Source organism: Microbacterium sp. 18062 (genome assembly GCF_902706225.1).
In the GTDB taxonomy this organism is placed as follows: Bacteria; Actinomycetota; Actinomycetes; order Actinomycetales; family Microbacteriaceae; genus Microbacterium.
This window is the reverse complement of sequence record NZ_CACSKB010000008.1, coordinates 1-25,522: the sequence shown is the minus strand read 5'-3', so window position 1 is coordinate 25,522 and position 25,522 is coordinate 1. Positions and strand designations below refer to the sequence as shown.

Sequence of the window (25,522 nt, the reverse complement as noted above, 5' to 3'; positions counted from 1 at the left end):
CCGTTCAGTCCTCTGGATGGGCACTGTGCCAGAGCCTGCGGTCCGTGCTCTTCTCGTACGCCTTGCCCTGAGGGAAGCTGACGAGTTCGAACTGCATGCCCCAGGGGCTCAGGAAGTAGACCCATCGCTGGCCCTCGCTCGCCGAGCGACTCGCCGTCGGCTCGCCGAGGATCCGCACTCCGTGCTGCCGCAGGTAGGCCACCGCGGCATCCAGGTCGTCGACGTAGATCGCGAGATGGTGGCCGCCCGGATCGCTGTTGCGGGGGGCGGGGCGCGGGTCGTCTGCGCTGTCGTACTCGAACACCTCGAGGTTGGTGCCGTGGCCGAGGCGGTAGAACCGTAGGCGCCGCATGACCGTGCGTGGATGCACGCCGAGATGATCCTTCATCCAGGTGCCGTCGGCGTCGGCGAAGGGTCCCAACTCGTAGAACCGGTCGGCCCCGAGAACCTCCACGAGGAAGGCATCCGCCTCGTCCAGGTTCGGAACCGTGATCCCGATGTGGTCGCTGCCGCGCATCCCGGGAATGCCCATGCGCTCCTCCTCGATTGAATCCACTTGTGTCGATGCTACGTCGATTCAGTGCGATTATCGATTGCATATCTTGAGATTGGATTCAATCACGGCGTACGCTGGGCCTTGCGCAGGGATGCGCGTACAGCTTGTCGATGGAGAGAGAGCGGACCATGCCTGAGCGGAGATCACTGGAGACCGGCGTTCCGTGGGTGAGTCTGAGCAGCACCGCAGCCGACTGGAAGGCTGCCGATCCGAACCTGCTCACCGGCATGCTGGTGCAGCTGCATCTGATCCGGGCCTTCGAGGAGACGGTTCTCGAACTCGCCGGCGAGGGCCTGGTCCACGGCCCCGCGCACTCGAGCATCGGCCAGGAGGGGGGCGCGGTCGGCTCGATCATCGGTCTCCGCTCCACCGATGCGGTCAACGGGTCGCACCGTGGTCACCACCAGTTCCTCGCCAAGGCGCTGACCCACGTCGAGGGCGGGCGCCACGACCTGGGCGAGATCGCGAAACCTGCCGTGCGCGAGGTGCTGCAGAAGACGCTCGCCGAGATCCTCGGCCTCGCCCAGGGCTATTGCCGAGGGCGCGGTGGGTCCATGCACCTGCAGTGGTTCGAGGCGGGCGCGCTGGGCACGAATGCGATCGTGGGCGGCGGAGCGCCGATGGCCGCGGGCAACGCCTGGGCGCAGCGCCACGCCGGAACCACGGACGTCACCGTCAACTACTTCGGCGACGGGGCGAGCCAGATCGGCTCGGTGCTCGAGAGCATGAACCTGGCGGCGGTGTGGAAGCTTCCCGTCGCCTTCTTCATCGAGAACAACATGTACGGTGTGTCGACGCACGTGTCGGAGATCTCGGCGGACACGCGGCTGTCGGTGCGCGGCCAGGGGTTCTCCATCCCCTCCTGGCGAGTGGACGGGATGGACCCCCTCGCGGTTCACCTGGCGATGCGCGAGGCCGAGGAGCGCATGCGCGCGGGTGAGGGGCCTGCCGTCATCGAAGCCGATGTCTACCGCTTCTTCCACCAGAACGGGCCCTATCCCGGGAGCGCGTTCGGCTACCGCCCGAAGGAGGAGGAAGCCCAGTGGCGCGTGCGGGACCCGCTCGAGCGGGTCGCATCCGAGATGCGCACGCTCGGACTCCTCACCGACGCCGAAGCCGCCGGCGTGCGCCACCAGTCGCAGGAGGCCATGCGCGATGTGGCGGGGGCGCTGGTGGAGGATGACCCCGAACGGGCGGGCAAGCGTCGCATTCGTCCCGAGCTGTGGCCGGACACGGCATTCGTCGACGTCGGCGTGCGTGGCGACGCATCCGAGCTCCGCGGTGCGCGCATACGCGGCGACGCGGACGGCGGCGCGACGGAGGAGGTCAGGTTCGTCGACGCGGTCGCCGCCGTCATGCAGCGTCGGATGGAGCAGGACGAGCGCATCGTCGTGCTCGGCGAGGACGTCCACCGGCTCGCCGGCGGGACGAACGGGGCGACGAAGGGTCTGGCGCACGCGTTCCCCGAGCGAGTGCTGGGCACGCCGATCAGCGAGAACGCCTTCGTCGGTCTCGCCGGCGGCATGGCGCTGGACGGACGTTTCCGCCCGGTGGTGGAGTTCATGTATCCCGACTTCCTGTGGGTCGCCGCGGACCAGGTGTTCAACCAGATCGGCAAGGCGCGGCACATGTTCGGCGGTGTGAACCCCGTTCCGCTCGTGTTGCGCACGAAGGTCGCGATGGGCTCCGGGTACGGCTCGCAGCACCTCATGGATCCCGCCGGGATCTTCGCGACGAGTCCGGGATGGCGCATCATCGCGCCCTCGTGCGCCGCGGACTACATCGGGCTCATGAACACGGCGCTGGCGTTGGAGGATCCCGTGCTGGTCATCGAACACATCGATCTCTACGGCCGCCGAGACGAGATACCCGAGGGGGACCTCGACTACCATCTGCCGCTGGGGAGGGCGGCGCTGCGACGCGAGGGCACGGAGGCGACCGTCATCAGCTACCTCTCCATGGTCGGCGTCGTGCTCGATGCGGTCGCCGAGTCGGGATTGGATGCCGACGTCATCGATCTGCGTTGGCTCGACCGGGCGTCGGTGGACTGGGCATGCATCGAGCGCTCCGTGAAGAAGACCAACGCCGTGCTGATCGTCGAGCAGGGCGCGCAGGGCACGTCCTACGGCGCGTGGCTCGCCGACGAGATCCATCGACGGTTCTTCGACTGGCTCGACCAGCCGGTGCAGCGGGTCACCGGCGGCGAGGCGAGCCCGAGCATCTCCAAGGTGCTCGAGCGTGCGGCGATCGCCGGCGGCGAAGAGGTCGCCGCGGGAATTGCGCGCATGCGCGATGAGATGGGCGGACGCTGATGGCCACCACCGTCCACATGCCCGAGGTGCTCACCGGCGTGACCGAGGCCGCTGTCCAGTCCTGGCTCGTCGAGGTGGGCCAGACCGTCGCCGTCGGCACTCCGCTCGCAGAGATCGAGACCGACAAGGCGGTCGTCGAGTACGCCGCGGAAGTCGCCGGCGTCATCCTCCGGGTACTCGTGGCCCCCGGCGATCCGGTCGCGATCGGCGACGCCATCCTCATCATCGGTGAGCACGGCGAACAGGTCCACGAACCTGACGGATACGTCGCATCCGCGGAGTCCGTCGGGTCCACGGCCGCCGCGGCCCCGAGACGTCAGGGGGAGGGGCCGATGCCCGACCCGCCTGTCGCCGCCACGACGGACCGCGGGTCGCGGATCATCGCGAGCCCCCTCGTGCATCGCCTCGCCCGCGAGCGCGGCCTGGAGCTCGACTCGATCGTCGGCAGCGGACCGCGCGGCCGTATCGTCCGCCGTGATCTCGAGCGCCACGTCGAGCGCGACGTCACGCTCCTCGCGCCGGCCAGCGGGCACGAGACGCCTCCGTCTTTGCAGGCGCACGCAGAGATCGAGCCGCAGACCGGCTACGAGGACGTACCGGTGACCTCGATGCGTCGAGCGATCGCCCGGCGACTCACGGAGAGCACGAGCACCGTGCCGCACTTCTTCGTGGAGGCGGAATGCCGGGTCGACGAGCTGATCGAGCTGCGCCGCCGTGTCAACGAGGGGTCCGACCTGCGCGTCTCGCTCAACGACTTCGTCATCAAGGCCGTGGCCGGCGCACTCATCGAGGTCCCGGAGGCGAACGCGATCTGGCAGGAGAAGACGATCCGCCGTTTCGCGGGGGCGGACATCGCCGTGGCCGTCGCGGTCGACGGCGGGCTCGTCACCCCCGTGCTCAGAGGGGTCGAGCGCCTTTCGCTCAGCCAGACGAGCACGGCGCTGGCCGATCTCGCGGAGCGCGCACGCGCCGGAAGCCTGCGTCAGCACGAGATCGAGGGGGGAGCCTTCAGCGTGTCGAACCTCGGGATGTTCGGGGTGGGGGCGTTCTCGGCGATCATCAACCCGCCGCACGCGGGCATTCTCGCCGTCGGGGCCGCGCGCCGGGTGCCTCTGGTCGTCGATGACGCGGTCCAGGTCGGCAGCGTCATGACCGTCACGCTGTCGGCGGATCACCGTGTGGTCGACGGCGCCGTCGCGGCCCGCTGGCTCGGCGCCTTCGTCCGCCGCATCGAGAACCCGCTGAGCATGCTCATCTGAGCCGCGAGCGCGCCGCGCTCAACGAGAGAGGCCCGTCCACGGGGACGGGCCTCTCTCGTGCGGGCGCTCAGCGGCTGAGGGTCGAGCCCTCCTTGCGGTACTGGTACGGGTTGTGCAGGATCTCCACTTCGGGGATCTCGGGGTTCATCCCCGCTTTCCAGGTCTCATCGCCGAGTGCGCCCTCGAGGTAGGCGACGGTGTCCTCGAGTCTCGCCTTCACGCCCTTGAGATCGCCGGCGACGAGCTTCCCGCCCCATTTCACGACCTCCCCGCCGACGAGGACCGTGTCGACGTCTCCGCGACCCGCCTGGTACACGACGTGGCCGTAGGGGTTGAGGATGGGCGACATCGTGGGGGAGTCGTCGTTCTTGATCAGCAGGACGTCGCCGAGCTTCCCCGCCTCGAGGCTGCCGATCTGGTCGAGCTTGCCGATGGCGACGGCGCCGCCGCGCGTCGCCCAGTCCACGACATCCTCGACGCGGATGAGCGCGTGGGTGATGGTCTGATCGCTCTGGTGCGCGATGTAGTGCTCGAGCGATCGGTCCGCGCCGATCGTGGTGCGCATGGCGGAGAACATGTCGGCGCTGAACCACACGCTCGTGTCGACCGAGAGCGAGGCGGGGATGCCGTGCCGACGAAGCGCGTGCGCCGGCGGGTAGCCCTGTCCGCACGTCTGCTCGCTCTCCGTCGACAGCGAGACCGTCCCGCCGGTCGCGGCGATGCGCTGATACGACTCCTCGCCGAGGGACGCGGCGTGCACGTAGATCGTGCCGGGGTCCATGAAGCCGTTCTCGTACATCAGGCGGATGCCGTTGTCGTTCGTCGCGCCCCAGACTCCGGCGTGCGTGGTCACCTGGATGCCCAGCTCCCGGGCGAGCTCGAACGCGGGGCGCTCGGGGAAGCTCTCGTCGCCGGGCACGTCGAAGGCCAGCTGCGCACCGAACAGCCGGGAGTCGTCGCGGGCGTTCTCGATGAGACGGCGCACCTCCGGGTCCTGCGCCCATTCCCACGGGGCGCCCGCGAGGTTGCCGTAGCCCAGGACGAAACGTCCCGGCGACGTGGCCAGGGCCTCGTAGGCGGCGGCGCCGTGCTCGGGGGTGCGCAGCCCGTGCGACCAGTCGACGGTCGTCGTGACGCCGGACTCGAGTGCGTCCAGAGCCGAGATGAGGTTGCCGGCGGCGACGTCCTGGGGGCGGAACTTCATGCCGTGCTCGAGGTAGTACCAGACGAAGTACTGCGTGAGGGTCCAGTCGGCCCCGTAGCCGCGCATCGCGGTCTGCCACATGTGCCGGTGGGTGTCGACCATCCCGGGCATGACGATGCCGCCCTTGGCGTCGATCTCGTATGTGCCCTCGGGAACGGCCAGGTCGTTGCCGACGGCGGCGATGCGACCGTCGACGACAAGGACGTCTCCCTCGGGGAGCACGGTGTGCACATCGTCCATCGTCAGGACGATGCCGTTGCGGAACACGATCGCCTGCTTCGGCTGGGGAACAGGGTGCGGCATTGACGCTCATCCTCCTTGATGATCCTGCGCGGGCGGGCGGGTGGTCGTGTCGGGTGTGAGCGACCGCCATCGGCCCGGGCGTACTTGACTTTCGCGCCGACATTCGGCTTGACTCCAATAAAGCACTGCTGAACAGCGTTGTCCAGTCTCACTCTTCATGCAGAGAGTCGGCACGCCGCAGACCGGCGGATCGACCGCCATAGGGAAGACGTGAGAAGGAGTCGTCGTGGGTGAGCGCACAGTCGTCGTGGTAGGCGGAACGTCCGGTATCGGGCTCGAGATCGCGCGGGACTGCGTCGCACGGGGCGAGCGCGTGGTCATCACGGGGCGAGACGCCGCGCGCACGACGGAGATCGCCGTGGGCCTCGGCCCCTCGGTGCAGGGCGTGGCGCTGGACATCTCCGAGCCCTCGACGATCCGCGCGCAGCTCGCGGGAGTCGGCGAGGTCCACGGCCTGGTCCTCGCCGCGATCGAGCGGGATGCGAACAGCATCCGCGACTACGACATCGAACGTGCCATTCGCCTCGTCACGCTCAAGCTCGTCGGCTACGCGGAGACGGTCCACACGCTTCTGGACCGTCTCGAGCCGTCGGTGGCGACCGGGATCGTGCTCTTCGGGGGCCGAGCGAAGGACCTTCCGTACCCCGGGTCGACGACCGTCTCCTCGATCAACGGAGGGGTGACGGGCATGGTCAACACCCTGGCTCTCGAACTCGCCCCGATCCGCGTCAACGCCATCCACCCGGGGATCGTCGGCGACAGCCCGTTCTGGGCGAGCAAGCCCGAGGGCGTGCTCAAGGCGTACGAGGACCACACGCCCGGCGGCGCCCTCGCGACGATGGCGGACGTCGTGGACGCGACGCAGTTCCTCCTGCGCAACCAGGGCGTGTCAGCCGTGAACCTCTGCGTCGATCGGGGGACCGCCGTCATCTGACGACCGCCCGGAACGCCTCTCCGCGTAAGACGGAGAATCGGGTCCGCAGATCAGCCTCGGCATACATCGCACCGGTTGCAGGACGTCAAACGCGCCGAAGGCGTTCGAGCACGTGCGCGGAGTAGTCCTCGGTCGTGCAATCTCCGCCCAGATCGCGAGTGGAGATGCCCTGCGCGAGCGGGGCGAAGACAGCGGCCTCGAGCTCTCGCGCCGCCGAGGCCTGCCCCAGGTGGTCGAGCATCATCGCCGCTGCCCACATCGCCGCAACGGGATTCGCGACGCCCTGACCGGCGATATCGGGCGCTGAGCCATGCACCGGTTCGAAAAGCGATGGGTGCTCGCGCTCCGGATTGAGGTTTGCGCTCGGTGCGATTCCGAGGGAACCGGCGAGGGCGGCCGCGAGGTCCGAAAGGATGTCGCCGAACAGGTTCGAGGCGACGACGACATCCAGCGACTGCGGTCGCAGCACGAAGCGCGCCGCAAGGGCGTCGATCAGCACCTTGTCCACGGCGACGCCTTCTTCCGCGCCGACCTCATCGACGATCTCATCCCAGAACGGCATGGTGTGCAGGATGCCGTTGGATTTCGTCGCCGAGACGATTGTGCCCGAACGGTCGGCGGCGAGCCGCGCCGCGAAGCGCGCAACTCGGGACACACCCCTGCGGGTGAAGACCGACTCCTGGACGGCAGCCTCTTCGCGGGTTCCCTGATTGAAGCGGCCGCCGATCTCGGAGTACTCGCCCTCGACGTTCTCGCGCACGATCATCATGTCGAAGGCGGTGTCGCCGATGGGGCTGCGCACTCCCGGCAGAGTGCGGGACGGGCGTAAGTTGACGTACTGCTGGAAACGACGTCGAATCGGGATGAGCAGGCCCCAAAGAGTAACGGTGTCGGCGATGTCGGGATCGCCGACCGCGCCGAGGAGGATACCGTCACCGTCAGCCATCTGGTCCAATCCGTCGGCGGGCATCATCATGTGATGCGCGCGGTAGAAGGCCGAGCCCCAGGGGCGTTCGCGCCAGTTCACGCGGAACCCGTGTGCGTCGCCGAGCGCGTTGACGGCAGCGACGGCGGGTGGGATCACCTCGATCCCTATGCCGTCGCCGGGGATCAGGTCGATCGTGTAAGTCTGAACGTTGTCGGTCATGTTGGATGTCAGGCTTTCGGCGCGGCGACAGAGATGTACTTGTGGTTGAGGAACTCATCGATTCCCAGGTGGCCGCCCTCACGCCCGAGTCCCGACTCCTTCACGCCGCCGAACGGAGCAGCGACATCCGAAACGATGCCGGTGTTCAAGCCGACCATGCCAACGTCCAGCGCGCCGGCCATCCGCTGTGCTCGGTCGAGATCGCGAGTCATGATGTATCCGACGAGCCCCCATTCCGTAGCATTCGCACGGGTGACGACGTCGTTCTCATCCACGAAGGTCACGATCGGCGCGACCGGGCCGAAGATCTCTGTCGTGAGCAGGTCGGCATCCACGGGGACATGGGTGAGGATCGTCGGCGGATAGAGGTAGCCGGCGAGATCGTCGGCGTTGCCGCCGAGTGCGACCCGTGCTCCCTTGGCGATCGCATCCGCGACGAGCCGTTCGACCTTCGCGAGGCTGGGCGCATCGATGAGCGGACCCACGAGGATGCCCTCCTCCTCGCCGTCGCCGGCCGGCATATCCGCGAGTCGCGCGGCGAAGCGACGGGTGAACTCGGCGGCGATGCCCTCGTGCACATACAGGCGGTTGGTAGCGGTGCATGCCTCGCCCATGTTGCGCATCTTGGCGGCCACGGCCGCCTCGACCGCGATATCCAGATCGGCGTCGTCGAACACGATGAACGGGGCGTTCCCGCCCAGCTCCATCGAGGTGCGCACCACGGCGCTCGCCGCCTGCTCCAAGAGGATCTTCCCGACGTGAGTGGAGCCGGTGAATGACAGCTTCCGGATGACTCCGCTGCGAAGGAGGGGCTCGACGAGCTCGGCGGCACGTGTAGTCGGTAGCACGTTCAGTACGCCGTCGGGTAGGCCTGCCTCCTGCAGGATCTGCGCGAGGGCGAGTGTCGACAGAGGAGTCTGCGGCGCAGGCTTGAACACGATCGTGCAGCCCGCGGCGAGGGCAGGTCCGATCTTGCGGGCACCCATCGCCAGTGGGAAATTCCACGGTGTGATGAGAAGGCAAGGGCCGACCGGCTCACGAACGGTGAGGATCTGACCCCGCCCGTCCGGAGCGACTGCATGCGTGCCGCGGATGCGAACGGCCTCTTCGGCGAACCATCGGAAGAAGTTGGCCGCGTATTGCACCTCGCCACGAGCATCTGCCAGGGGTTTGCCCATCTCGCGGGTGATCAGCCAGGCGAGCTCTTCTCTGCGCTCGAGGAGGACCTCGTAGACCCGGCGGAGAATGTCCGCCCGCGAGTACGATGTCGTTCCCGCCCAGGAACGCTGCGCGGCCGCAGCCGCATCGAGCGCTGCCTGTGCGTCGTCGGGCGTCGCGTCCGCGATCGAGGACAGCACCCGCCCGTTGGCCGGGTCGATCACATCGAATCGGCCGCCATCCGTGGCGTCACGCCATTCGCCGTCGACGAGAAGTCCGGTGGGGAGTGTGCTGAGCACGGGGGGAAGCGGAGGGGTCAGAGTCATTGGAGGATCCTTGGCTGAGCAGTGCGAGGTCAGGGCATGGAACGGACGGAGCGGAGACGCTCCGGCGAGGGGCGGGGGGCGGCGCGTTTCCAGCGTGCACCGAAGCGCTGCAGGTGGACGCGCGTTCGATCGGCGCGGAAGCGATCGTGGGCGAATTCCATGACCGTGCCGTTGCTGGTGGTCGTGTGTCGCCAGATCTGTAGGATCGGTCCGCCGAGCGGGATGTCGAGGGTGGCCGCGTCGTACGAGTCAGCGGGGACCACTTCGATCGTCTCGTGTGCTTCGTGCGGCTCAACACCGTAGTGCTCTTTGAGGATGCCGTAGAGCGACTCGGCAAGATCGTGCGACAGCAGTCCGGGCGCGAGTTCCGCCGGAACGACCGACGTGTCCAGCGACCAGGGCACGTCGTCGGCATCTCGGCGACGGATGATCCGGTACACGTTCACGCCGTCCGCGATGCCGAGCGCCCGCTGCTCGCCGGGACTCGCGACGGCGATGGCCGCGCGGATCACGGACGTGGCGCCGCGGAAGCCCTGCTGACGCAGCATGTCGGGAACGCCCATGATCGTGTTCAGGTTGCGTTCGATCCGCCCGTCGCTGACGAAGACCCCGCCGGTGCTGCCCATCGTACGGCGCACGCGCCCTTCGGTTTCGAGGGCGTCGAGCGCCAGTCGCAGGGCCGCACGGGAGGCATCCAGCCGCTCTGCCAGTTCGCGCTCGCTTCCGAGTCGCTCTCCGACTCTCAGCTCGAATCGCCGGATCTCCTGACGGATGCGGTCCATGAGGAGCCTTGTTCTGTCTTCCATGTCCTGATCCTGACACTGGGCGGCGTGCGACCTCGTGGTGGTCACGGTTGGACCGCGAGCAGACTCTCGTCGAGTGCGCCGACGAGCCAGTCGATGTCCGAACTGGCGAAAGCGAGGGTCGGGCGAAGCTTCAGAACGTTGGCATGCGGGCCGGCCACCGAGGTGAGGACGCCGCGGTTGCGCAGCTCCTCGATCACCTGGAGGGCGATCTTTCCGGCGGGCTTCTTGGTCTCGCGGTCGAGCACCAGCTCCAGCCCCGTGAACTGTCCGGCGCCGCGCACATCCCCGATCAGCTCGTGGCGCTGCGCCAGATCCGACAGCCCCTCGCGCAGCTGAGCTCCGACGATCCGCGCGCGATCCTGAAGCTTTTCCTCGCGGATGATGTCGAGCACCGCCTGAGCGGCGGCCACCGACACCGGATTGCCGCCGAAGGTGTTGAAGTACGGGATCTGCCGGCTGAAGGCCTCGAGCACTTCGCGGCGGGCGGCCATACCGGAGATGGGAATGCCGTTGCCCATCGGCTTTCCCATCGTGACGATATCGGGGATGACTCCGTGCCGGGCAAACCCCCAGAACGTATCTCCGGTGCGGGCGAATCCGGGCTGGACCTCGTCCGCGATGAACACGCCCCCGTTGGTGTGGACGACGTCGATGCCTGCGCGCAGCATCCCGGGTTCGCCGAGGAAGACTCCATCTGAGGAGAATGCCGAATCGGCGAGGAGACCTGCAAAGGCGACGCCGTCGGCGCGCATCGCGTCAATCGTTCGCTGCATCTCGGCTGCGTACCACGCGGCCAGCTCGGTGGCCGCGATGCCCTGGCGATAGCCGTCGGGGGGTGCGATGCGTCGTGAGGCCGGGTCGGGCAGCTGGTTTCCGCCCAGGGCGGGGGAGTGCGCCGAGGTCAGTTCTGTGTTGCCGTGGTACGACTCGGAGGTGATGATGATGCCCTGCCCACCGGTGTATGCGCGCGCCACGCGGATCGCGAGATCGTTCGCCTCCGAGCCGGTGCACATGAACATCACCTGATCGATCTGTTCCGGCAGCAGCGACAGCAGATCCTCGGCGTAGTCCAGGACGCGGGTGTGGAGATACCGTGTGTGCGTGTTCAACGCAGACATCTGCCGGGTGACCGCCTCGATCACTCGAGGGTGGGCATGGCCGACGCTCGCGACATTGTTGTAGACATCGAGATACTTCGTGCCGTCGGCGTCCCACAGATATGCGCCCTCACCACGAACCAGGTGCACCGGACGTCGGTAGAAGAGGCGGTATGACGCTCCTAGAATGCGCTCTCGCTGAGCGGTCATTCCTCGGGTGACATCGTCCAGCGCGGCTTCATCTTCTCCGCGGAAGCTGTTGGTATCCATGATGGAGGAACGTCGGGTCACAGCGGGGAATCCGTTCTGAAATGGTCTGACGAACGTCGGGCGACGTCTGTCCTCCCATCGTTACAGGACGAAAGCGTGTGACCTCGGCGCTGTGTTTCCGGCGAGTAACTGGAGTGGCTTCGGGCATGAATGGTTTGTTTCGCCTGTAACGCCATCGTGAACAGTGCCGATTCTCGTCAAACGACCTGACCGCCGATTCCTATAGTCCAGAGAGTGTCCGCAGAGACACCTCTCTCGACCAGTAAGGAGCAGCGCATGGATCCGAGGGCATCGGACCCCGCTCGCGCCGCCGACTCGCGTCTGGACGCGGCGATGGCGCGCTTCGCGCCCACCGCCGAATGGCGTGCAGAGCCGATGGCGGAGGGCCTGACCAACCAGGTCTGGCGAGTCCGCATCACCGGTGGTCCCGATGTCGTCGTGCAGGTGCTCATCGATGCCGACCGTGCCGAAGACATCGGAATTGTTCGGCAGCTCCAGTACACGGCTGCCCGGATCGGCGCCGATCTCGGCATCTCGCCCGCCATCCTCGGCCTGTACCAGGATCTCGACGTCGTGGTGTCGGAGTTCGTCGCGGGTGGGTCCTTCCCTGCATCTGGTCCGCGTCGATTGCGCGCCATCCTCGACGTTGCCCGGGCGCTGCGGGCGCTGCACGCGGTGCCGACGCAGGCAATGTTCTTCAACGACATCACGGTCCCGATGGCGGGCAACCGCCTCCTGATCGAGCGCGCCCGCGCCGCGGATCCGGCCGGCGTCGCTGAGATCGAGTGGGCGCTCGCTCCCCTCGAGCGCATCGAGGCCTGTTACCAGGAGCGCGATCTGCGGCTCGTGCACAACGACCTCGTCGAGACCAACGTCCTGGTTGGTGACGTGACCCGTCTCATCGACTGGGAGTACTGCGGTCTGGGCGACCCGTACTCGGACCTTGGCGACTTCGCGGGAAAGTGCGAGCTCACCGTCGATGAAGAAGTCGCCTTCATCACCGCATATGCGGATGAGTATGACGAGGCAGCTCATGCATGGCTGCGCGTCTACCGGTACATCAACGTCCTTCGCGAAGGCATGTGGGCGATCCCGATGCTCTCGCGCGGCAAAGACGGAACCGACTACGCCGCGTACGCACGGCGCCGGTTCGCGCAGGTCCGCTCCTACGTCTCGACCTCCGAGTTCTCCTGGGCGCTCTCTTCCCTCGAGGCGGGGCGCTCCGCCCCGATCGCGCCGTCGGCCCCCGCCGGCGTGCGCGGCTGAATCTAAGAAGCAAGGAATCACTCATGACCCAAAGGCTCGGCATCGATGTCGGCGGCACATTCACGGATGTCGTCGTCGTGAAGGAGAACGGCTCGGTCGTTGTGGAGAAGGTGCCGTCGACACCATCCGATCCTTCTCGCGGAATCTTCGACGGCGTACGGAAGGTCGAAGCCACACGAGGCGTCGTGCCCGCCGACATCGCGATCTTCGCCCAGGGGTCGACCGTCGCCACGAATGCGCTCCTCGAGTTCAAACTGCCCAAGACGACGTTGATCATGACGCGCGGGTTCGCCGACGTCCTCGAGATCGGTGACCAGACGCGTCCGCTGACCTACGACCTGCGTGTGGACCGGCCCGTGCCCTACGTGTCTCGCGATCTCGTGTTCGAGGTCACCGAGCGCATCGACCGACTGGGTGCAGTGGTCACCGAGCTGACCGACGCAGCGATCGAGGAGGTCGTCGACCAGGTCATCGCGGCGGATGTCGAGGCCTGCGCCGTTTGTCTGCTGTTCAGCTTTCGCAACCCGGAGCACGAGCAGCGCATCGCCGCTCGGCTGCGCGAGCGGGCGCCGCACCTCGAAGTCGCCATCAGCAGTGCCGTCGCCCCGGAGCTCGGCGAGTACGGTCGCGCGAACACGGTTTCAGTGAGTGCTGCGCTCCAGCCGCTGATCGCGAGCTACATGTCTCGCATCATCGCGGGCTGCGAGGCCGTCGGGTTGGTCAGTCCGGTGTACGTCATGCAGTCCAACGGCGGCGTCATGTCGGTCTCAGAGGCCGCCTCTAACGCTCACCGCATGGTGTTGTCCGGCCCTGCCGGCGGAGTCCTCGCCGCCGAGAAGGTTGCCAGCAGCTCAGGTCACGATCGTCTGATCACCTTTGACATGGGCGGTACTTCGACCGACATCGCACTGATCCACGGCGCGAAGGCCACACCTGTACGCCGCACCGAGTTCGATGGCAAGCCGTTGCTCGTTCCGCAGTTCGACATCCACACCATCGGCTCCGGTGGTGGCTCGATCGCGCACGTCGACGAGTCCGGACTGCTGCACGTCGGACCCGAGAGTGCCGGTGCACAGCCCGGTCCCGCTTGCTATGGTCGCGGCGGTACACGTCCCACGACCACCGACGCGCAGCTCGTTCTCGGCCGGATCCATCCCGATCGCTTCCTGGGTGGGGAGATGCAGCTGGATCTGGCGGCGGCCCGCACCGCGATCCGCGAGCACGTCGCCGAGCCGCTGGGGGTCAGCCTCGAAGAGGCGGCCTTCGGCATCTTGCAGGTGGCCGACACGATCATGTCCAAGGGCGTGCGCGTGGTCAGCGTCAATCGGGGGTTCGACCCGCGAGACTTCGAGCTGCTCCCTTTCGGCGGAGCCGGCGGAATGCACGCCGCCAACGTGGCCGAGATCGTCGGCGCGGCGGGAGTGATCGTGCCCCAACATCCCGGCATCTTCTCGGCGCTCGGCATGGCCGGCGCCGACCTGAAGTACGACTACACGCAGATCATCGATGAGGCAGTCTCATACCTCGACATCCCCGCGGTGGACGCGGCGTTCGGACGGCTGATCGCCGAGGCGGAGCAGCGACTGTTGCCTGCAGGCGCCGAGCGGATCGTCCACAACCGCACCGCACGGATGCGCTATGCGTGGCAGGACAACGATGTGTTCGTGCAGCTGGGGACGGATGCCATCACCGACGCGCGCCTGGACGCTGCTGTCGAGGAGTTCCACGAGCGGCACCAGTTCGAGTTCGGTCACAGCGACCCGGACGGAACGGTGGAGCTGGTCTCCATCGGCATCGAGTCGGTAGGCGTGCTTGTCGAAGTCGACCTGCTGAGCGAGATCGACCCGTCCCCCTACGCCGCCGAGACCGACGTCGTCCGGCCGGTCTATTTCGAGACGGTCGGATGGGTGCAGACCCCGGTCTTCGAGCGCAGCGGGCTGCTTCCCGGGGCCGAGTTCGAAGGTCCTGCGGTCGTCGAGGAGCGCGAAGCCACGACTGTGGTGCCACCCGGAACCGCAGCGCGCGTCGACGCACACCTCAACATCAGCATCGCCTTCCAAAGATAACGAAGAGAGATCAACGAGAAATGACCCTGATTTCCGAGCGGTCCATCATCACCGCCTACCCCTGGAAGACGGACGCGATCACGACCGAGGTCGTTCGTCACGCACTCGAGACGATCGCCGACGAGATGGGCACCTCGCTCAAGCGCACCGCCCTTAGCGTCGTGATCAAGGACATGAGGGACTACACGTGCGCCGTCCTGCACAAGGACGGCAGCCTCCTGGCCGCAGCCCTGACGATCCCCAACCTCCTGGCTTCCATGGAGCCCGCTCTGCGCGCGTGTCTGGAGAAGTGGGGATCGAACATCAATCCGGGCGACGTCCTCATCACCAACCACCCCTACAAGGGTTCGGCGCACTCCAATGACCTTCAGGTATTCGTCCCGGCGTTCGATGACGACGGCGTGCTTCTGGGCTTCACCGGATCGATCGCGCACCACGCGGACTGGGGTGGAACGGTCCCTGGCACCGTTCAGTCCGCAGCCCTCAGCGTCTTCGAGGAGGGCGTGCTCCTCCCGGCTCTCAAGCTCGAGAGCGGCGGCGTTCCGAACGACACGATCTACGAGATCATCGAGGCCAACACCCGTTACCCGGCGCAGAACTTCGGTGACCTCCGCGGCCAGCTGGCCAGCGCGCGCACCGGTGCGCAGCGCTTCGCCGATCTGTTCCGCAAGTACGGGAATCAGCGGATGTGGGATGTGTGCGACGACCTGCTCGGCTACACCGAGCAGCGCACCCGCCGCGCGATCGAACGGTTCGCTGACGGCGTCTACGAGGCGGTCGGCTACCTCGACGACAACGGCGTAGAGCGGGGCGTGCCGGTGCGCATCGGCGTCCGTGTCACGGTCGCCGGAGATACCATGACCTTCGATTTCGAGGGCACCGACCTGCAGATGCGCAGCGGGATGAACGTTCCGTATGCCTCGACCCTGTCGGTCGTGCACTACGCCGCGCACTGCATACTTCCCGATGACATCCCCTTCAACGCGGGCGCGAATGTGCCGCTCACAGTGAAGGCGCCCGTCGGTAGCCTCGTCAACCCGACGATGCCCTCCGCGGTCGGTGCGCGACACATCACGACCGAACGTATGGCTTCTGTGGTCACCCGCGCCTTGGTGCGGGTCGCCCCCGAACGTTCCTCGGCCGAGTGGAGTGTCGGCTGGCCATGCCTGTTCGCCGAGTCGTGGTCGCCGAAGACCGGTGAAGGCGTCGCCGTCTTGCTCAACGTCGCCGGAGGCGCGGGCGCAAAGGATTGCGGCGATGGCGCGGACGGTCTCGATGCACACATGTCCAACTGTGCGCTGGTCTCGGCGGAAGCGGTCGAGTCCGGGTACATGCTGCGCGTGGAGCAGTTCTCGCTCATCCGTGACTCGGGCGGCCATGGCGAGTTCCGCGGCGGCCTGGGCATCCGCGCCGACTACCGCAATATCTCCCCCTCGGTCATGTATGCGCGCACCGAGGTCGAGCAGAGCGTCGAAGAGTTCCTGCCGATCGGCTTGGCCGGCGGGCAGTCGGGAATCGCGACGACATCGGCGCTGATCGACGCCAAGGGGGTGAAGACCCCATTGCCGCCGAAAGAGACCACGTTCCTCAAGCCCGACGAGATCATCAGCCTGCGCGCCGGCGGCGGGGCGGGGTACGGCGATCCGAAGAATCGTGACCGCGACCTCGTCCTCGCCGACATCGCGCTGTCGAAGGTGTCTCGTGAAGCCGCGCTGGATGTGTACGGCGTGGAGTTGTCGCAATGAACGATGTCATCCGATGCCGCTTCGCAATCGTCGGCGGCGGCCTCTGGGGAACCTCGATCGCCTATCACCTCGCCGACCTCGGCGTGGACGACGTCGTGATCGTTGAGCGCTGGGACATCGCCGACGGTAGTAGCTGGGCCGCAGCGGGGTTTGTCGGCCAGGTCCGCCACCGTCGCAGCGATGTCGAACTGATCAAGTACTCAGCCGGCCTCTACGCCGAACTCGAGTCGGCATACTCCGGCAGCACCGGCTGGGGAGGTGAAGGGAGCCTCCGGATCTCGTACACGTCCGAGCGGAGCGCTGAGTTCTCGCTGCTCGCCGAACAGTGCACCTCGCTCGGCGTGCCCACCAGTATCCTGCGTGGCCTGGAGCTCGCCGAGATCGCGCCGACCCTGAACCTGGATGGGGTCGACAGCGCACTCTGGCTGCCCACCGACGGGTCGATCGTGCCCGAGAAGCTCGCGCGGATGCTCGCCTCCGGCGCGACGGCCGCCGGCATTCAGGTCCTGGCCGACGTGGAAGCGTATCGGTTCGATATGAAGGCGGCGTCGATTTCTGGACTGGAGAGCTCGGCTGGCCGTATCGTCGCCGACCACTACATCGTCGCTGCCGGGATGTTCACGCCGCAACTCATCGCCACTGCGGGGATCGGCTTGCCGTTGTACGCGCGCCAGGCGAACTACGTCGTCAGCAACTCCGTGCCCGACGACCGGCTGCGGCCGTTGCCCACTGTGCGCGTGCCAGATCAGCAATACTACGCGCGTGCCGCGGACTCGCGCATTGCGGTCGGCGCAACCCGGCGGGCGCCTGTCTTCGCACTCGCCGAAGACGTGCCGAATGGTCGGCGTGCACACACGAATGCGATCACCGACCTCGGCGGGGTGGTCCCCGACGCCGAGAGGCTGATTCCTGCGCTCGCCGAGGCCGGACTCAGCCACGCCGTCACTGCGTTCGAATCCGCCACGTCTGACGGGCGATTCATCATCGGTCCGACCCAGGTGCCTGCACTCACCGTCGTCGCAGGTGGACAAGGCTATGGCGTCGCGGCGGCGGGCGGGATCGGTCGTGCCGTAGCTCGCGAGCTCGTCGGCGCACCCGCGGAAGTCGACCTGTCCGACTACCGTCCCTCACGTTTCGGTAGCGCACCGCGGTCAGTCGACGCGGCGCTCCTCGAGGACATCCGACAATCCTATGGCGACCGATACCGAATCGCGGCCGTTCAGTCCTGATCCCCGACCACGCACCACTCCGCGCCACCCGAGACAAGCGAAAGGCAGTCCACAACGTGCGAACCCTTACCCGAGCAGCGACAGCAACCGCTGTCGCATCCGTGCTCCTGCTCACAGCATGTGCCCCCACGCCCGACACCACGTCCTCCACGGAAGGAAGCACCGGCACCAGCGGTGGCTCCGGTGCCGTCGTCGACACGTTCGACATCACAGAACTGTGCGGCGACGAGGAGATCCAGGTGGCGCTGACCGACGGATCCGCTGGACACACCTGGCGCAAGATCGTCCTCGCCGAGTTCGAGGCCGAGGCAGCCAAGTGCGACAACATCACCGACGTGTACTACGCGGATGCGGGCGGCGACCCGCAGAAGGCGGCCGCCGACATCAGCGGTTTCGTCGCTCAGGGCGTCGATGTCATTGTCACTCTGCCCGACTTCGGCGTAGCTCAGCTGCCTTCGTTCCGTGAAGCGCTGGCCGCCGGCGTCACGATCGTTCCGTACTACAACCTCCTCGAGGGCAGTGCGGGCACGGACTTCACCGAGAACGTGTACGTCGACACACACGCGATCGGTGAGCAGATGGCCGACTGGTACGGCGAGAACATGAAAGAGGGGAACCTCATTCTCCTCGGCGGTCTTGCCTCGTGCACGTCCTGCACCGAGATGTTCGACGGACTGCAGGCCGGTCTCGAGGCATATCCCGACATCACCCTTCTCGGTGAGACGTTCGTCGCGACGGACTACAACCCGGAACTCGCGGAGCGCGCCGTCGCTGGGATGATCAGTCAGTACGGCCAGATCGATGGAATGGCGTCGGACTACGGAGTCGTTGCCGAGGCGGCATTGAAAGCTTTCGAATCCGCCGGGGAGCCGATGCCCGCGATGGCCATCTCGTCGGGGCAGAACTCGGTTTACTGCACGGTGCAGGCTTCGGACCAGGAGTTCGCGTTCGCGGCCTGGGAGCAGGCGACCCAGACCGTGCGCGTCGCGCTGCGCCGGGCCATGGCTGACTACAACGACATCAACTACTCCGAGCCTCTGACCGTCGTGTTCCCCAAGGTCATCGACACCGAGGCCGGCATGGAGCCGCCGGCATGCGATGACTCGTTGCCCGCGGATGCGGACATGTTCAGCGGTCTGACCGCAGAGGAGATGGCTGCAGCCATCGGCTGACAGTCATCGCCTGGAGAGAGGAAGAGCACGTGACCGCTTCGGACATCACGCAGACGGTCGAGGCGGGAGCATGGCCCACGCCCGATGGATCGGTTCCTCGCAGTCGACTGCGGCTGCAGGACGTCAGCAAGTCGTTCGGCCCGGTTCAAGCCCTGTCCCACGTGACCTTCGAGGTCGCGGCGGGGGAGATCCATGGCCTGATCGGTGAGAACGGTGCGGGAAAGTCGACGCTGATGGCCGTGGCATCCGGTGCTCTTCATCCCGATACCGGGACGGTGGCGATCGACGGTGATCTCGTCGAGGGCGACCCGTCACTGTCCCGGTCTCTGGGACTGGCCATTGTGCGCCAGCATCCTGCACTCCTCCCCGAACTCACCGTTGCCGACAATCTGCTGTTCGGTCTCGATGAGAAGGAGCGTTCCCGGATATCCAACCCGTTGCGGTGGGCGCGCGATTGCCTCGCCGCATGGGATGACCGGCCTGACATCGATCCCAGCGTCCGCGTGGCTACGCTGAACCCCGAACAGAAGTTCGTCATCGAGATCAGCCGTGCGTTGTCCCGCCGCCCGGGAGTCCTGGTGCTGGATGAGCCATCCGAACATCTCGGCGCGGAGGGGGTCGGCCGTCTGTTCGCCGCCGTGCGGAAGCTCGCCGCCGACGGCACTGCGGTGGTGTACATCTCGCATCGCATCCGTGAGATCCAGGAGATCTCGGATAGGGTCACGGTCCTGCGCGACGGTGTCAATCGTGGCACGCGCATCACCGCTGAACTGAGCGAAGCCGAGATCGTGGGGCTGATCGTCGGACGATCATTCGACGCCACTTTCCCGGACAAGCTCGATCCGGTTGCCTTCGCAGCCCGGCCGACCCATCTGCGGGTCACCGATCTCAATGGCGAGCACTTCTCCGACGTCTCCTTCGAGATCCGCGTGGGCGAGATCGTGGGGCTGGCAGGCATCGACGACAACGGTCAGGCTGATATCGCGCGAGCGCTCGCCGGACTGCAGCCGTCCACCGGCACGGTCTCGATCGACTCCCGCGTCGTCAGTACACACAGCCCACGCACCGCAGTTCGCGGCGGGATCGTCTACATCCCCGCAGACCGGCACAAGGAGGGTGTCTTCTCCGAACTCTCGGTGCGCACGAACATGACGATCCGCGCGATCTCCCGGCTCGCACGGTTCGGCTTTGTCTCGTCCTCCCGCGAGCGAGTCGCTGCGGAAGAGACGATCGCCCGGTTCTCGGTCAAGACCGCATCGGTCGATTCGCCGATCTCCTCGTTGTCCGGGGGAAACCAGCAGAAGGTCGTGATGGGCGGAGCTCTGCTGACCCACCCGGACGTTGTGGTGGCTGATCAGCCCACGCAGGGCGTCGACGTCGGCGCGAAAGCGGAGATCTACGCGCATCTGCGCGAGATCGCCGACGGGGGTAGCAGTGTGCTCGTCCTTTCATCGGACAACACCGAGCTCGCCGGACTCTGCGATCGTGTGCTCGTCGTGTCGCGTGGTCGCATAGTCGCCGCCGTCGAGGGTCACCGGCTGTCTGAGCAGAACGTCACCGACGAGGTGTTGCGCGCGGAATCGCAGCGCGAGCATGTGCGTCGCAAGCCGCGACGGTGGGCGCGACTGGCTGACCACGACCTTGCGCCGGTTCCGGTGCTCACAGTCCTCGTCGTGGGGCTGTCGATCTTCACGCAGTTCCAGAACGCGAACTATCTTTCCGAACGGAACATCGGCACGGTTCTGAGCCTCGCCGCCGTCCTGATGGTGGTGGCCGCCGGCCAATCGGTCGTGATGCTGCGCGGCGGCATCGACCTGTCGGTGGGGCCGGTGATGTCGATCGCCGTGGTGATCGGTTCCTTTTACATTGTTGACGGCGTGCCCGTGACCTTCCACGCGCTCGGCTGGGTGCTGATCCTCCTCGTCAGCGCTGCGGTCGGTGTGGTCAACTGGGCGCTCATCGATCGGCTGAAGGTGCATCCTGTGCTGGCCACTTTCGCCACGTGGATGCTGCTCGAATCGATCGCGCTCACCCTCCGCCCGACCCCGTCCGGACTGATCGCGAGTTCTGTCGTGAGCTTCCTCTCGCAGCGGTTCGGCTTCGTCCCGCTTGCACTGCTCGCCGCGATCGTCGTCATCGCCGGGCTGGAGTTCTGGCGCACCCGTACGACGAGCGGTACGAAGCTTCTCGCGGCGGGAGATGACGCGGACACGGCCGCAAAGCTGGGAGTCGGGGTGTCGCGTACTGCGTTCATCGCGTACGTCGGCTGTTCGCTGTTGGCCGGCGTCGCCGGCATCCTTCTCATCGGGCGTGTCGGCAGCGGAGATCCGACCGCGGGAGACCTGTACACATTGCAGAGTGTCGCCGCGGCGGTGGTGGGCGGAATGAGCCTGTTCGGCGGTCGTGGCAGCTTCATCGGGGTCGCGGTCGCCGCGGTCCTTCTCACACAGGTGCGCTCGGCCACGACGTTCCTCTCCCTGAGCGACGCGTGGCAGAACATCCTGCTCGCGCTCGTCACGATCGGAGCGGTGTTCGTCTATTCCATTGCTCGGCGCCGGACCAGGAGCTAGCCGTCATGACAACTGTGAAGAACGAGAGCTCCCTCGGCACATCGGTGGACCGCAGGCGCAGGGGCGTGTCGCCCTACATGTGGGTATGGGGCGGGGTGGTCCTCATCTATCTGCTGACGCTGTTCGCGACCCCCAACGCCGCATCGCTCACCTCGCTGACGTCGATGCTGCCGTATGTAGGCATCCTGGCCCTGGCGGCTTTCGGGCAGGCGATCGTGGTCATGCAGCGCGGCATCGACTTCTCGGTCGTCGGCGCGATCATCATGAACGCGATGGTGGTGGCATTCCTGACCAGCGCGGGATGGGACACATCCCTCGCGATCGCGACGACACTGGTGATCGGCTTGGCTATCGGACTAGTGAACGGACTGGTGGTCGTCTTCCTCAATCTGACGCCGCTGGTGGCGACACTCGCGGCGAACGGACTCTATCTCGGCATCGCACTGCTGCTCGGTGGTGGATTCCCCGTTGCTGTCGCCCCCGATCTGCAGTCCTTCGCCCGCGGCAACATCTTCGGTATCTCGACGATCTTCCTGCTTGCCGTGATCTTCGGGGCGCTGCTGATGGTGACCCTCAACCGCACTGTCGTCGGACGGCGATTCGTCGCCGCAGGCTCGAACTCGACGACGGCCAGCGCTGCGGGCATCCCGGTGCGTACGTACACGCTGTCCGCGTACGTCGGTGCCGGCGTCTGCTACTCGCTGGCCGGTATGCTGCTTGCCAGTTACATCGGAGACGCGCGCATGACGATGGGCGGTGACTATCTGATGGCGTCCATCGCGGCGGTGGTCATCGGCGGCACGCCCCTCACCGGTGGACGGGGAAGCATCCTGGCCACGCTTGGAGGCGCCGTCTTCATGACGATGCTCACGCAGTTCGTGCTGGCCCTCGGCGCGCCTAGCTCTGTGCAGCTGCTCGTGCAAGCGATCGTGCTCGTCGCGGCCGTGACGCTGCCGAACGCGCTCGCGCTGCTGCGCACCCGGCGGCGACGTGCCGCCGTTGCACGGGGATGACGGCGTCGCACGCTGTGCCAGCAACTCCGCTCCCCGCAGCCGCGGTGCTCTGGGATATGGATGGCACCCTCGTCGACACCGAGGACTACTGGACCGAGGCGGCTGAAGAGATCCTTCGGGAGGAGCAGCCACGCGCCGAGATCGGCGCTCACTCGCACGTCGGGCTGAGCCTGCCCGATGTCGCGGCCGATCTGCGGGCGCGCGGGGTGCGGCGTGATGCCGACATGATCGTCGCGCGCCTGGTTTCGCGCGTAGCCGAGCTCACGGAGATCGGAGGACTGCCTTGGCGGCCCGGTGCCTTGGAGATGCTCGCCGAGTTGTGCGAGCGAGCGGTGCCTGTCGCGCTGGTGACGATGTCGTATCGCACGCATGCCCTCGCGGTCACCGCAGCCCTTCCCATCGGTCGATTCGATGTCATCGTGGCTGGAGACGAGGTCCGGAATGGCAAGCCCGCACCGGATGCCTATCTGGAGGCGGCGCGCCGACTGGACGTTCCACCAGAGGCGTGTCTCGCGATCGAAGATTCGCCTGTCGGCCTGCGGGCGGCGCGCTCCGCCGGATGCCGAACACTCGGTGTACCGTGTCATCTCCCCCTTCTTCCACAACACGCGGATGCGGTGTGGCCGACTCTGTTCGGTTACACCTGCGATGATCTGCTGAGCCTCCTCCCGAGTCTCGCGGATAGAGGCCGGGCCCGGCGGTGACCTTCGGCACGACGACCCGATGCTTCGACATGCCCGCGCCGTTCCTGTTGCGCGGGATCGGTGGGGGCTGGGCACCGCAGCGATCAGTCCCGCGGGGGGCGGAGCTTCGTGGTGAGATCGCGGAGCGTGCGCAGCTCGTCGTCGCTGAGCGCGGCCATGTGCTCGGCGATCGACCGGCCGTGGACGGCGGCGATGGCGCGGAACGTGCGCGCGCCCTCCTCCGTCGCCGTCACGAGCGACCCGCGGCCGTCGTCGGGATCCGCGCACTTCGTCACGAGCCCGCGCGCCACCATCCGATCGACCAGGCGGGAGACGCTCGGCTGGCTGATGAGCATGTTGCGCGTGATGTCGCGCAGACGCGCCGTCAGATGGGGGGAGCGGGTCACGGTCAGCAGGACGTCATACTCGGCCTGCAGCAGTCCCGTGCGCTCGAAGTCGGCGCTGATCTGGCCGAAGACCTCGTACTGGGCACGGAAAAGGCTCTCCCAGGCGTCGATGGCCAGGCGGCGGTCCGTCATGTCGATAGCGTACGCGCACCCCGGCCTAGGCTGGGGCCATGGCTGAGCGACGGACCCGGTGCGTCCTGCTCGCCTGCGTGCTCGCCGTCGCCGGGGCCGCAGGTCTGTCCGCGGGTGCCGCGGTCGTCGCCCCGGATGCCGCGGTGGCGGACGACCGGGCGCGGGCGTCGTCCGCACCGCCCGCAGGGGCGGTCTCGGCGGAGGGCGACGACACGTTGGACGACTTCACGTTCTCCCGCCTCGACGCCGACTACACCCTCTCCCGCGCCGAGGACGGCACGAGCCGCCTGCGCGTGGTCGAGACGTTCGAGGCCGAGTTCCCCGACACCGATCAGAACCGCGGGATGCGGCGCTCCATCCCGGATTCGTACAACGGTCAGCCGCTGCATCCCGAGGTCGTCTCGGTCGCCGACGGCGACGGCGCGCCCCGCCCGATCGAGGTCGAGCAGGACGACGAGGTCTTCACGATGACCTCGCGCGGCGACGACTTCGTGCACGGCACCCAGGTGTACGTGTTCACATACGATCTGGAGAACGTGACCTGGCGCTTCGCCGACACCGACGCCGACGAGTTCTACTGGGACGTGAACGGCGTGGACTGGCCGCAGGCCTTCGGCGAGATCACCGCGACGGTGCACGTCGACGAGACGCTCGCCGCATCGCTCACCGGCGCCGCCGCCTGCTACGTCGGGGAGCAGGGCGCGGAGCAGACCTGCGGCATCGACGTCTCGGCGACCCCGGACGGCGCGACCGCGACGGCCCGGGCGACCGATGTCGGTCCCCACGAGACGGTGACCGTCTCCCTCGCCTTCGCGCCGGGCACCTTCGTGCTCTTCGACACCGGATACCTCGCGTCCCCGTGGGGGTGGTGGCAGGCGGCCGCTTTCCTCGCCGTGCTCCTCGCGCTCGCCGCGGCGATCGCGGTGCGGCGCCGAGCGCTGCGCGACGCCCCGGGGCGTTCCGTCGTGATCGCCGAGTACGAGCCGCCGCCGGGCATCGACGCGCTGACCGGCGCCGTGCTGCTCGGCAAGACCTCCAAGGCCATCCCCGCCGAGGTGCTGGAGCAGGCGGTGGCCGGCAGCATCCGGATCGAAGAGGGCGAGCCCAGACGATGGACCGGGGCGAAGCTGCGTGCCGTGCTCGTCGACCCCTCGCGCGCCGACGGCGACGGCGCGCAGCTGCTCGAGGGGCTGTTCGGAGCCGGCGCGGAGCCGGGGGCGACGTTCGAGTTCGGCTCGTCGGACACCCGGCTGTCGACGGTCGCGCAGAAGATTCTCGCCTGGGCGGGCAAGCACCTAACCGAGATTGGCGTCTTCCGCGAGGTGCGCCCCGGCACCCGCGTCGTCCCGGCGATCGTCATGGGGATCGGGCTCGCCGGCTCCGTCGGCTTCGGGATCGCGGCGCTGACCGGTTTCGTCGTGCCGCTGATCCCGGTGATCCTGCTGGTCGCGGCGATCGTCGCAGCCCTGCTGTTCGTGGGTCTCGTCGCGCACCGTCCGCTGAGCGCGCGCGGCGCCGAGCTCCGCGACCACCTCGCGGGGCTCAAGGAGTTCATCGCCTGGGCCGAGGCCGACCGCATCCGGATGCTGCAGTCCCCGAGCGGGGCGGAGCGGGTGGCTGTCGACACCTCGGATCCCACGCAGATGCTGAAGGTCTACGAGCCGCTGCTGCCGTACGCCGTCGTGTTCGGGCAGGAGAAGGAGTGGGCCGAGCGCCTCGCCGACCTGTATGGCGACGGTGCGTCGCCGGCCTGGTACGCGGGCTCGGCGGCGTTCAACGCGGCCGCCTTCTCGGCCGGGATCGGCTCGCTCTCGGCCAGTGCGATGTCGTCGTCGAGCACGTCCGGCGGCTCCGCAGGCGGCGGGTC

At 67.3% G+C, this 25,522-nt stretch carries 19 protein-coding genes; 12 read left to right on the top strand and 7 right to left on the bottom strand.

Going from position 1 to position 25,522, the window contains the following annotated elements:
* Positions 1–4 precede the first annotated feature (4 nt).
* Positions 5–556, bottom strand: a complete 552-nt coding sequence (locus tag GVL03_RS04690; protein ID WP_235038023.1) for a VOC family protein — start codon at positions 554–556, stop codon at positions 5–7.
* A gap of 128 nt (positions 557–684) precedes the next feature.
* Between GVL03_RS04690 and GVL03_RS04685 the strand changes: the two genes are divergently transcribed.
* Both GVL03_RS04685 and GVL03_RS04680 read left to right on the top strand, forming a co-directional pair.
* Positions 685–2,868 (top strand): thiamine pyrophosphate-dependent enzyme, encoded by a 2,184-nt coding sequence (locus GVL03_RS04685; RefSeq protein ID WP_159499834.1) that lies wholly within the window; start codon positions 685–687, stop codon positions 2,866–2,868.
* Positions 2,868–4,127 carry a dihydrolipoamide acetyltransferase family protein gene (locus GVL03_RS04680; RefSeq protein ID WP_159499833.1) on the top strand — a complete coding sequence of 420 codons (1,260 nt, stop codon included), beginning with the start codon at positions 2,868–2,870 and terminating at the stop codon, positions 4,125–4,127. The genes GVL03_RS04685 and GVL03_RS04680 overlap by 1 nt, the downstream gene beginning before the upstream one ends.
* Before the next feature lie 67 nt (positions 4,128–4,194).
* Here GVL03_RS04680 and GVL03_RS04675 read toward each other — a convergent pair whose 3' ends face one another.
* A complete protein-coding gene (locus GVL03_RS04675) occupies positions 4,195–5,634 on the bottom strand; it encodes an amidohydrolase family protein (RefSeq protein ID WP_159499832.1) in 1,440 nt (479 codons plus the stop codon).
* A 226-nt stretch (positions 5,635–5,860) separates the two neighbouring features.
* Between GVL03_RS04675 and GVL03_RS04670 the strand changes: the two genes are divergently transcribed.
* Positions 5,861–6,568, top strand: coding sequence for an SDR family NAD(P)-dependent oxidoreductase (locus tag GVL03_RS04670; protein WP_159499831.1), 708 nt, complete (start codon positions 5,861–5,863; stop codon positions 6,566–6,568).
* An 85-nt stretch (positions 6,569–6,653) separates the two neighbouring features.
* Here the strand turns inward: GVL03_RS04670 and GVL03_RS04665 are convergent, their stop codons facing one another.
* The 4 genes from GVL03_RS04665 to GVL03_RS04650 are packed head-to-tail and all read right to left on the bottom strand — an operon-like array spanning position 6,654 to position 11,372.
* Positions 6,654–7,715 (bottom strand): isocitrate/isopropylmalate dehydrogenase family protein, encoded by a 1,062-nt coding sequence (locus GVL03_RS04665; protein WP_159499830.1) that lies wholly within the window; start codon positions 7,713–7,715, stop codon positions 6,654–6,656.
* 8 nt (positions 7,716–7,723) lie between these two features.
* Positions 7,724–9,199: an NAD-dependent succinate-semialdehyde dehydrogenase gene (locus GVL03_RS04660; protein ID WP_159499829.1), complete on the bottom strand. Its 1,476-nt coding sequence runs from the start codon at positions 9,197–9,199 to the stop codon at positions 7,724–7,726.
* Between the two features lie 29 nt (positions 9,200–9,228).
* The gene (locus GVL03_RS04655; RefSeq protein ID WP_159499828.1) at positions 9,229–10,005 is read right to left on the bottom strand and encodes a GntR family transcriptional regulator; all 777 of its coding nucleotides are present in this window, start codon (positions 10,003–10,005) and stop codon (positions 9,229–9,231) included.
* 41 nt (positions 10,006–10,046) lie between these two features.
* Positions 10,047–11,372 (bottom strand): aspartate aminotransferase family protein, encoded by a 1,326-nt coding sequence (locus GVL03_RS04650; RefSeq protein WP_200847064.1) that lies wholly within the window; start codon positions 11,370–11,372, stop codon positions 10,047–10,049.
* Positions 11,373–11,648: 276 nt separating this feature from the next.
* Here GVL03_RS04650 and GVL03_RS04645 point away from each other — a divergent pair, with 276 nt between their 5' ends.
* From GVL03_RS04645 to GVL03_RS04610, 8 genes are all read left to right on the top strand, one after another.
* On the top strand, positions 11,649–12,638 hold the full coding sequence (locus GVL03_RS04645; RefSeq protein ID WP_159499826.1) for a phosphotransferase: 990 nt from the start codon (positions 11,649–11,651) through the stop codon (positions 12,636–12,638).
* A gap of 23 nt (positions 12,639–12,661) precedes the next feature.
* Positions 12,662–14,704: a hydantoinase/oxoprolinase family protein gene (locus tag GVL03_RS04640; protein WP_159499825.1), complete on the top strand. Its 2,043-nt coding sequence runs from the start codon at positions 12,662–12,664 to the stop codon at positions 14,702–14,704.
* 20 nt (positions 14,705–14,724) lie between these two features.
* A complete protein-coding gene (locus GVL03_RS04635) occupies positions 14,725–16,449 on the top strand; it encodes a hydantoinase B/oxoprolinase family protein (protein ID WP_306770311.1) in 1,725 nt (574 codons plus the stop codon).
* Positions 16,446–17,678 (top strand): FAD-binding oxidoreductase, encoded by a 1,233-nt coding sequence (locus GVL03_RS04630; protein ID WP_159499823.1) that lies wholly within the window; start codon positions 16,446–16,448, stop codon positions 17,676–17,678. Before GVL03_RS04635 ends, GVL03_RS04630 begins: the two co-directional genes overlap by 4 nt.
* A gap of 101 nt (positions 17,679–17,779) precedes the next feature.
* Entirely contained in the window at positions 17,780–18,850 is a 1,071-nt protein-coding gene (locus GVL03_RS04625) for a substrate-binding domain-containing protein (protein ID WP_159499822.1), read from the top strand.
* Positions 18,851–18,879: 29 nt separating this feature from the next.
* Complete coding sequence (locus GVL03_RS04620) at positions 18,880–21,420, top strand: ATP-binding cassette domain-containing protein (RefSeq protein ID WP_200847063.1); 2,541 nt, start codon at positions 18,880–18,882, stop codon at positions 21,418–21,420.
* Positions 21,421–21,425: 5 nt separating this feature from the next.
* Positions 21,426–22,433: an ABC transporter permease gene (locus tag GVL03_RS04615; protein ID WP_159499821.1), complete on the top strand. Its 1,008-nt coding sequence runs from the start codon at positions 21,426–21,428 to the stop codon at positions 22,431–22,433.
* The gene (locus GVL03_RS04610) at positions 22,430–23,137 is read left to right on the top strand and encodes an HAD family phosphatase (RefSeq protein ID WP_159499820.1); all 708 of its coding nucleotides are present in this window, start codon (positions 22,430–22,432) and stop codon (positions 23,135–23,137) included. Before GVL03_RS04615 ends, GVL03_RS04610 begins: the two co-directional genes overlap by 4 nt.
* An 83-nt stretch (positions 23,138–23,220) precedes the next feature.
* Here GVL03_RS04610 and GVL03_RS04605 read toward each other — a convergent pair whose 3' ends face one another.
* A complete protein-coding gene (locus GVL03_RS04605) occupies positions 23,221–23,655 on the bottom strand; it encodes a MarR family winged helix-turn-helix transcriptional regulator (protein WP_159499819.1) in 435 nt (144 codons plus the stop codon).
* 38 nt (positions 23,656–23,693) lie between these two features.
* On the opposite strand from GVL03_RS04605, the gene GVL03_RS04600 reads away from it, so the two are divergent.
* Positions 23,694–25,522, top strand: a 1,829-nt coding sequence (locus GVL03_RS04600; protein WP_159499818.1) for a DUF2207 domain-containing protein, incomplete at its 3' end; no start/stop codon positions are given.

Excerpts from the sequence above, each read along its gene's own strand:
- GVL03_RS04615 (WP_159499821.1), top strand. The coding sequence starts at position 21,426 with ATGACAACTGTGAAGAACGAGAGCTCCCTCGGCACATCGGTGGACCGC.
- GVL03_RS04630 (WP_159499823.1), top strand. The coding sequence starts at position 16,446 with ATGAACGATGTCATCCGATGCCGCTTCGCAATCGTCGGCGGCGGCCTC.
- GVL03_RS04650 (WP_200847064.1), bottom strand. The coding sequence starts at position 11,372 with ATGGATACCAACAGCTTCCGCGGAGAAGATGAAGCCGCGCTGGACGAT.
- GVL03_RS04645 (WP_159499826.1), top strand. The coding sequence starts at position 11,649 with ATGGATCCGAGGGCATCGGACCCCGCTCGCGCCGCCGACTCGCGTCTG.
- GVL03_RS04665 (WP_159499830.1), bottom strand. The coding sequence starts at position 7,715 with ATGACCGACAACGTTCAGACTTACACGATCGACCTGATCCCCGGCGAC.
- GVL03_RS04675 (WP_159499832.1), bottom strand. The coding sequence starts at position 5,634 with ATGCCGCACCCTGTTCCCCAGCCGAAGCAGGCGATCGTGTTCCGCAAC.
- GVL03_RS04660 (WP_159499829.1), bottom strand. The coding sequence starts at position 9,199 with ATGACTCTGACCCCTCCGCTTCCCCCCGTGCTCAGCACACTCCCCACC.
- GVL03_RS04610 (WP_159499820.1), top strand. The coding sequence starts at position 22,430 with ATGACGGCGTCGCACGCTGTGCCAGCAACTCCGCTCCCCGCAGCCGCG.
- GVL03_RS04605 (WP_159499819.1), bottom strand. The coding sequence starts at position 23,655 with ATGACGGACCGCCGCCTGGCCATCGACGCCTGGGAGAGCCTTTTCCGT.
- GVL03_RS04685 (WP_159499834.1), top strand. The coding sequence starts at position 685 with ATGCCTGAGCGGAGATCACTGGAGACCGGCGTTCCGTGGGTGAGTCTG.
- GVL03_RS04655 (WP_159499828.1), bottom strand. The coding sequence starts at position 10,005 with ATGGAAGACAGAACAAGGCTCCTCATGGACCGCATCCGTCAGGAGATC.
- GVL03_RS04680 (WP_159499833.1), top strand. The coding sequence starts at position 2,868 with ATGGCCACCACCGTCCACATGCCCGAGGTGCTCACCGGCGTGACCGAG.
- GVL03_RS04635 (WP_306770311.1), top strand. The coding sequence starts at position 14,725 with ATGACCCTGATTTCCGAGCGGTCCATCATCACCGCCTACCCCTGGAAG.
- GVL03_RS04640 (WP_159499825.1), top strand. The coding sequence starts at position 12,662 with ATGACCCAAAGGCTCGGCATCGATGTCGGCGGCACATTCACGGATGTC.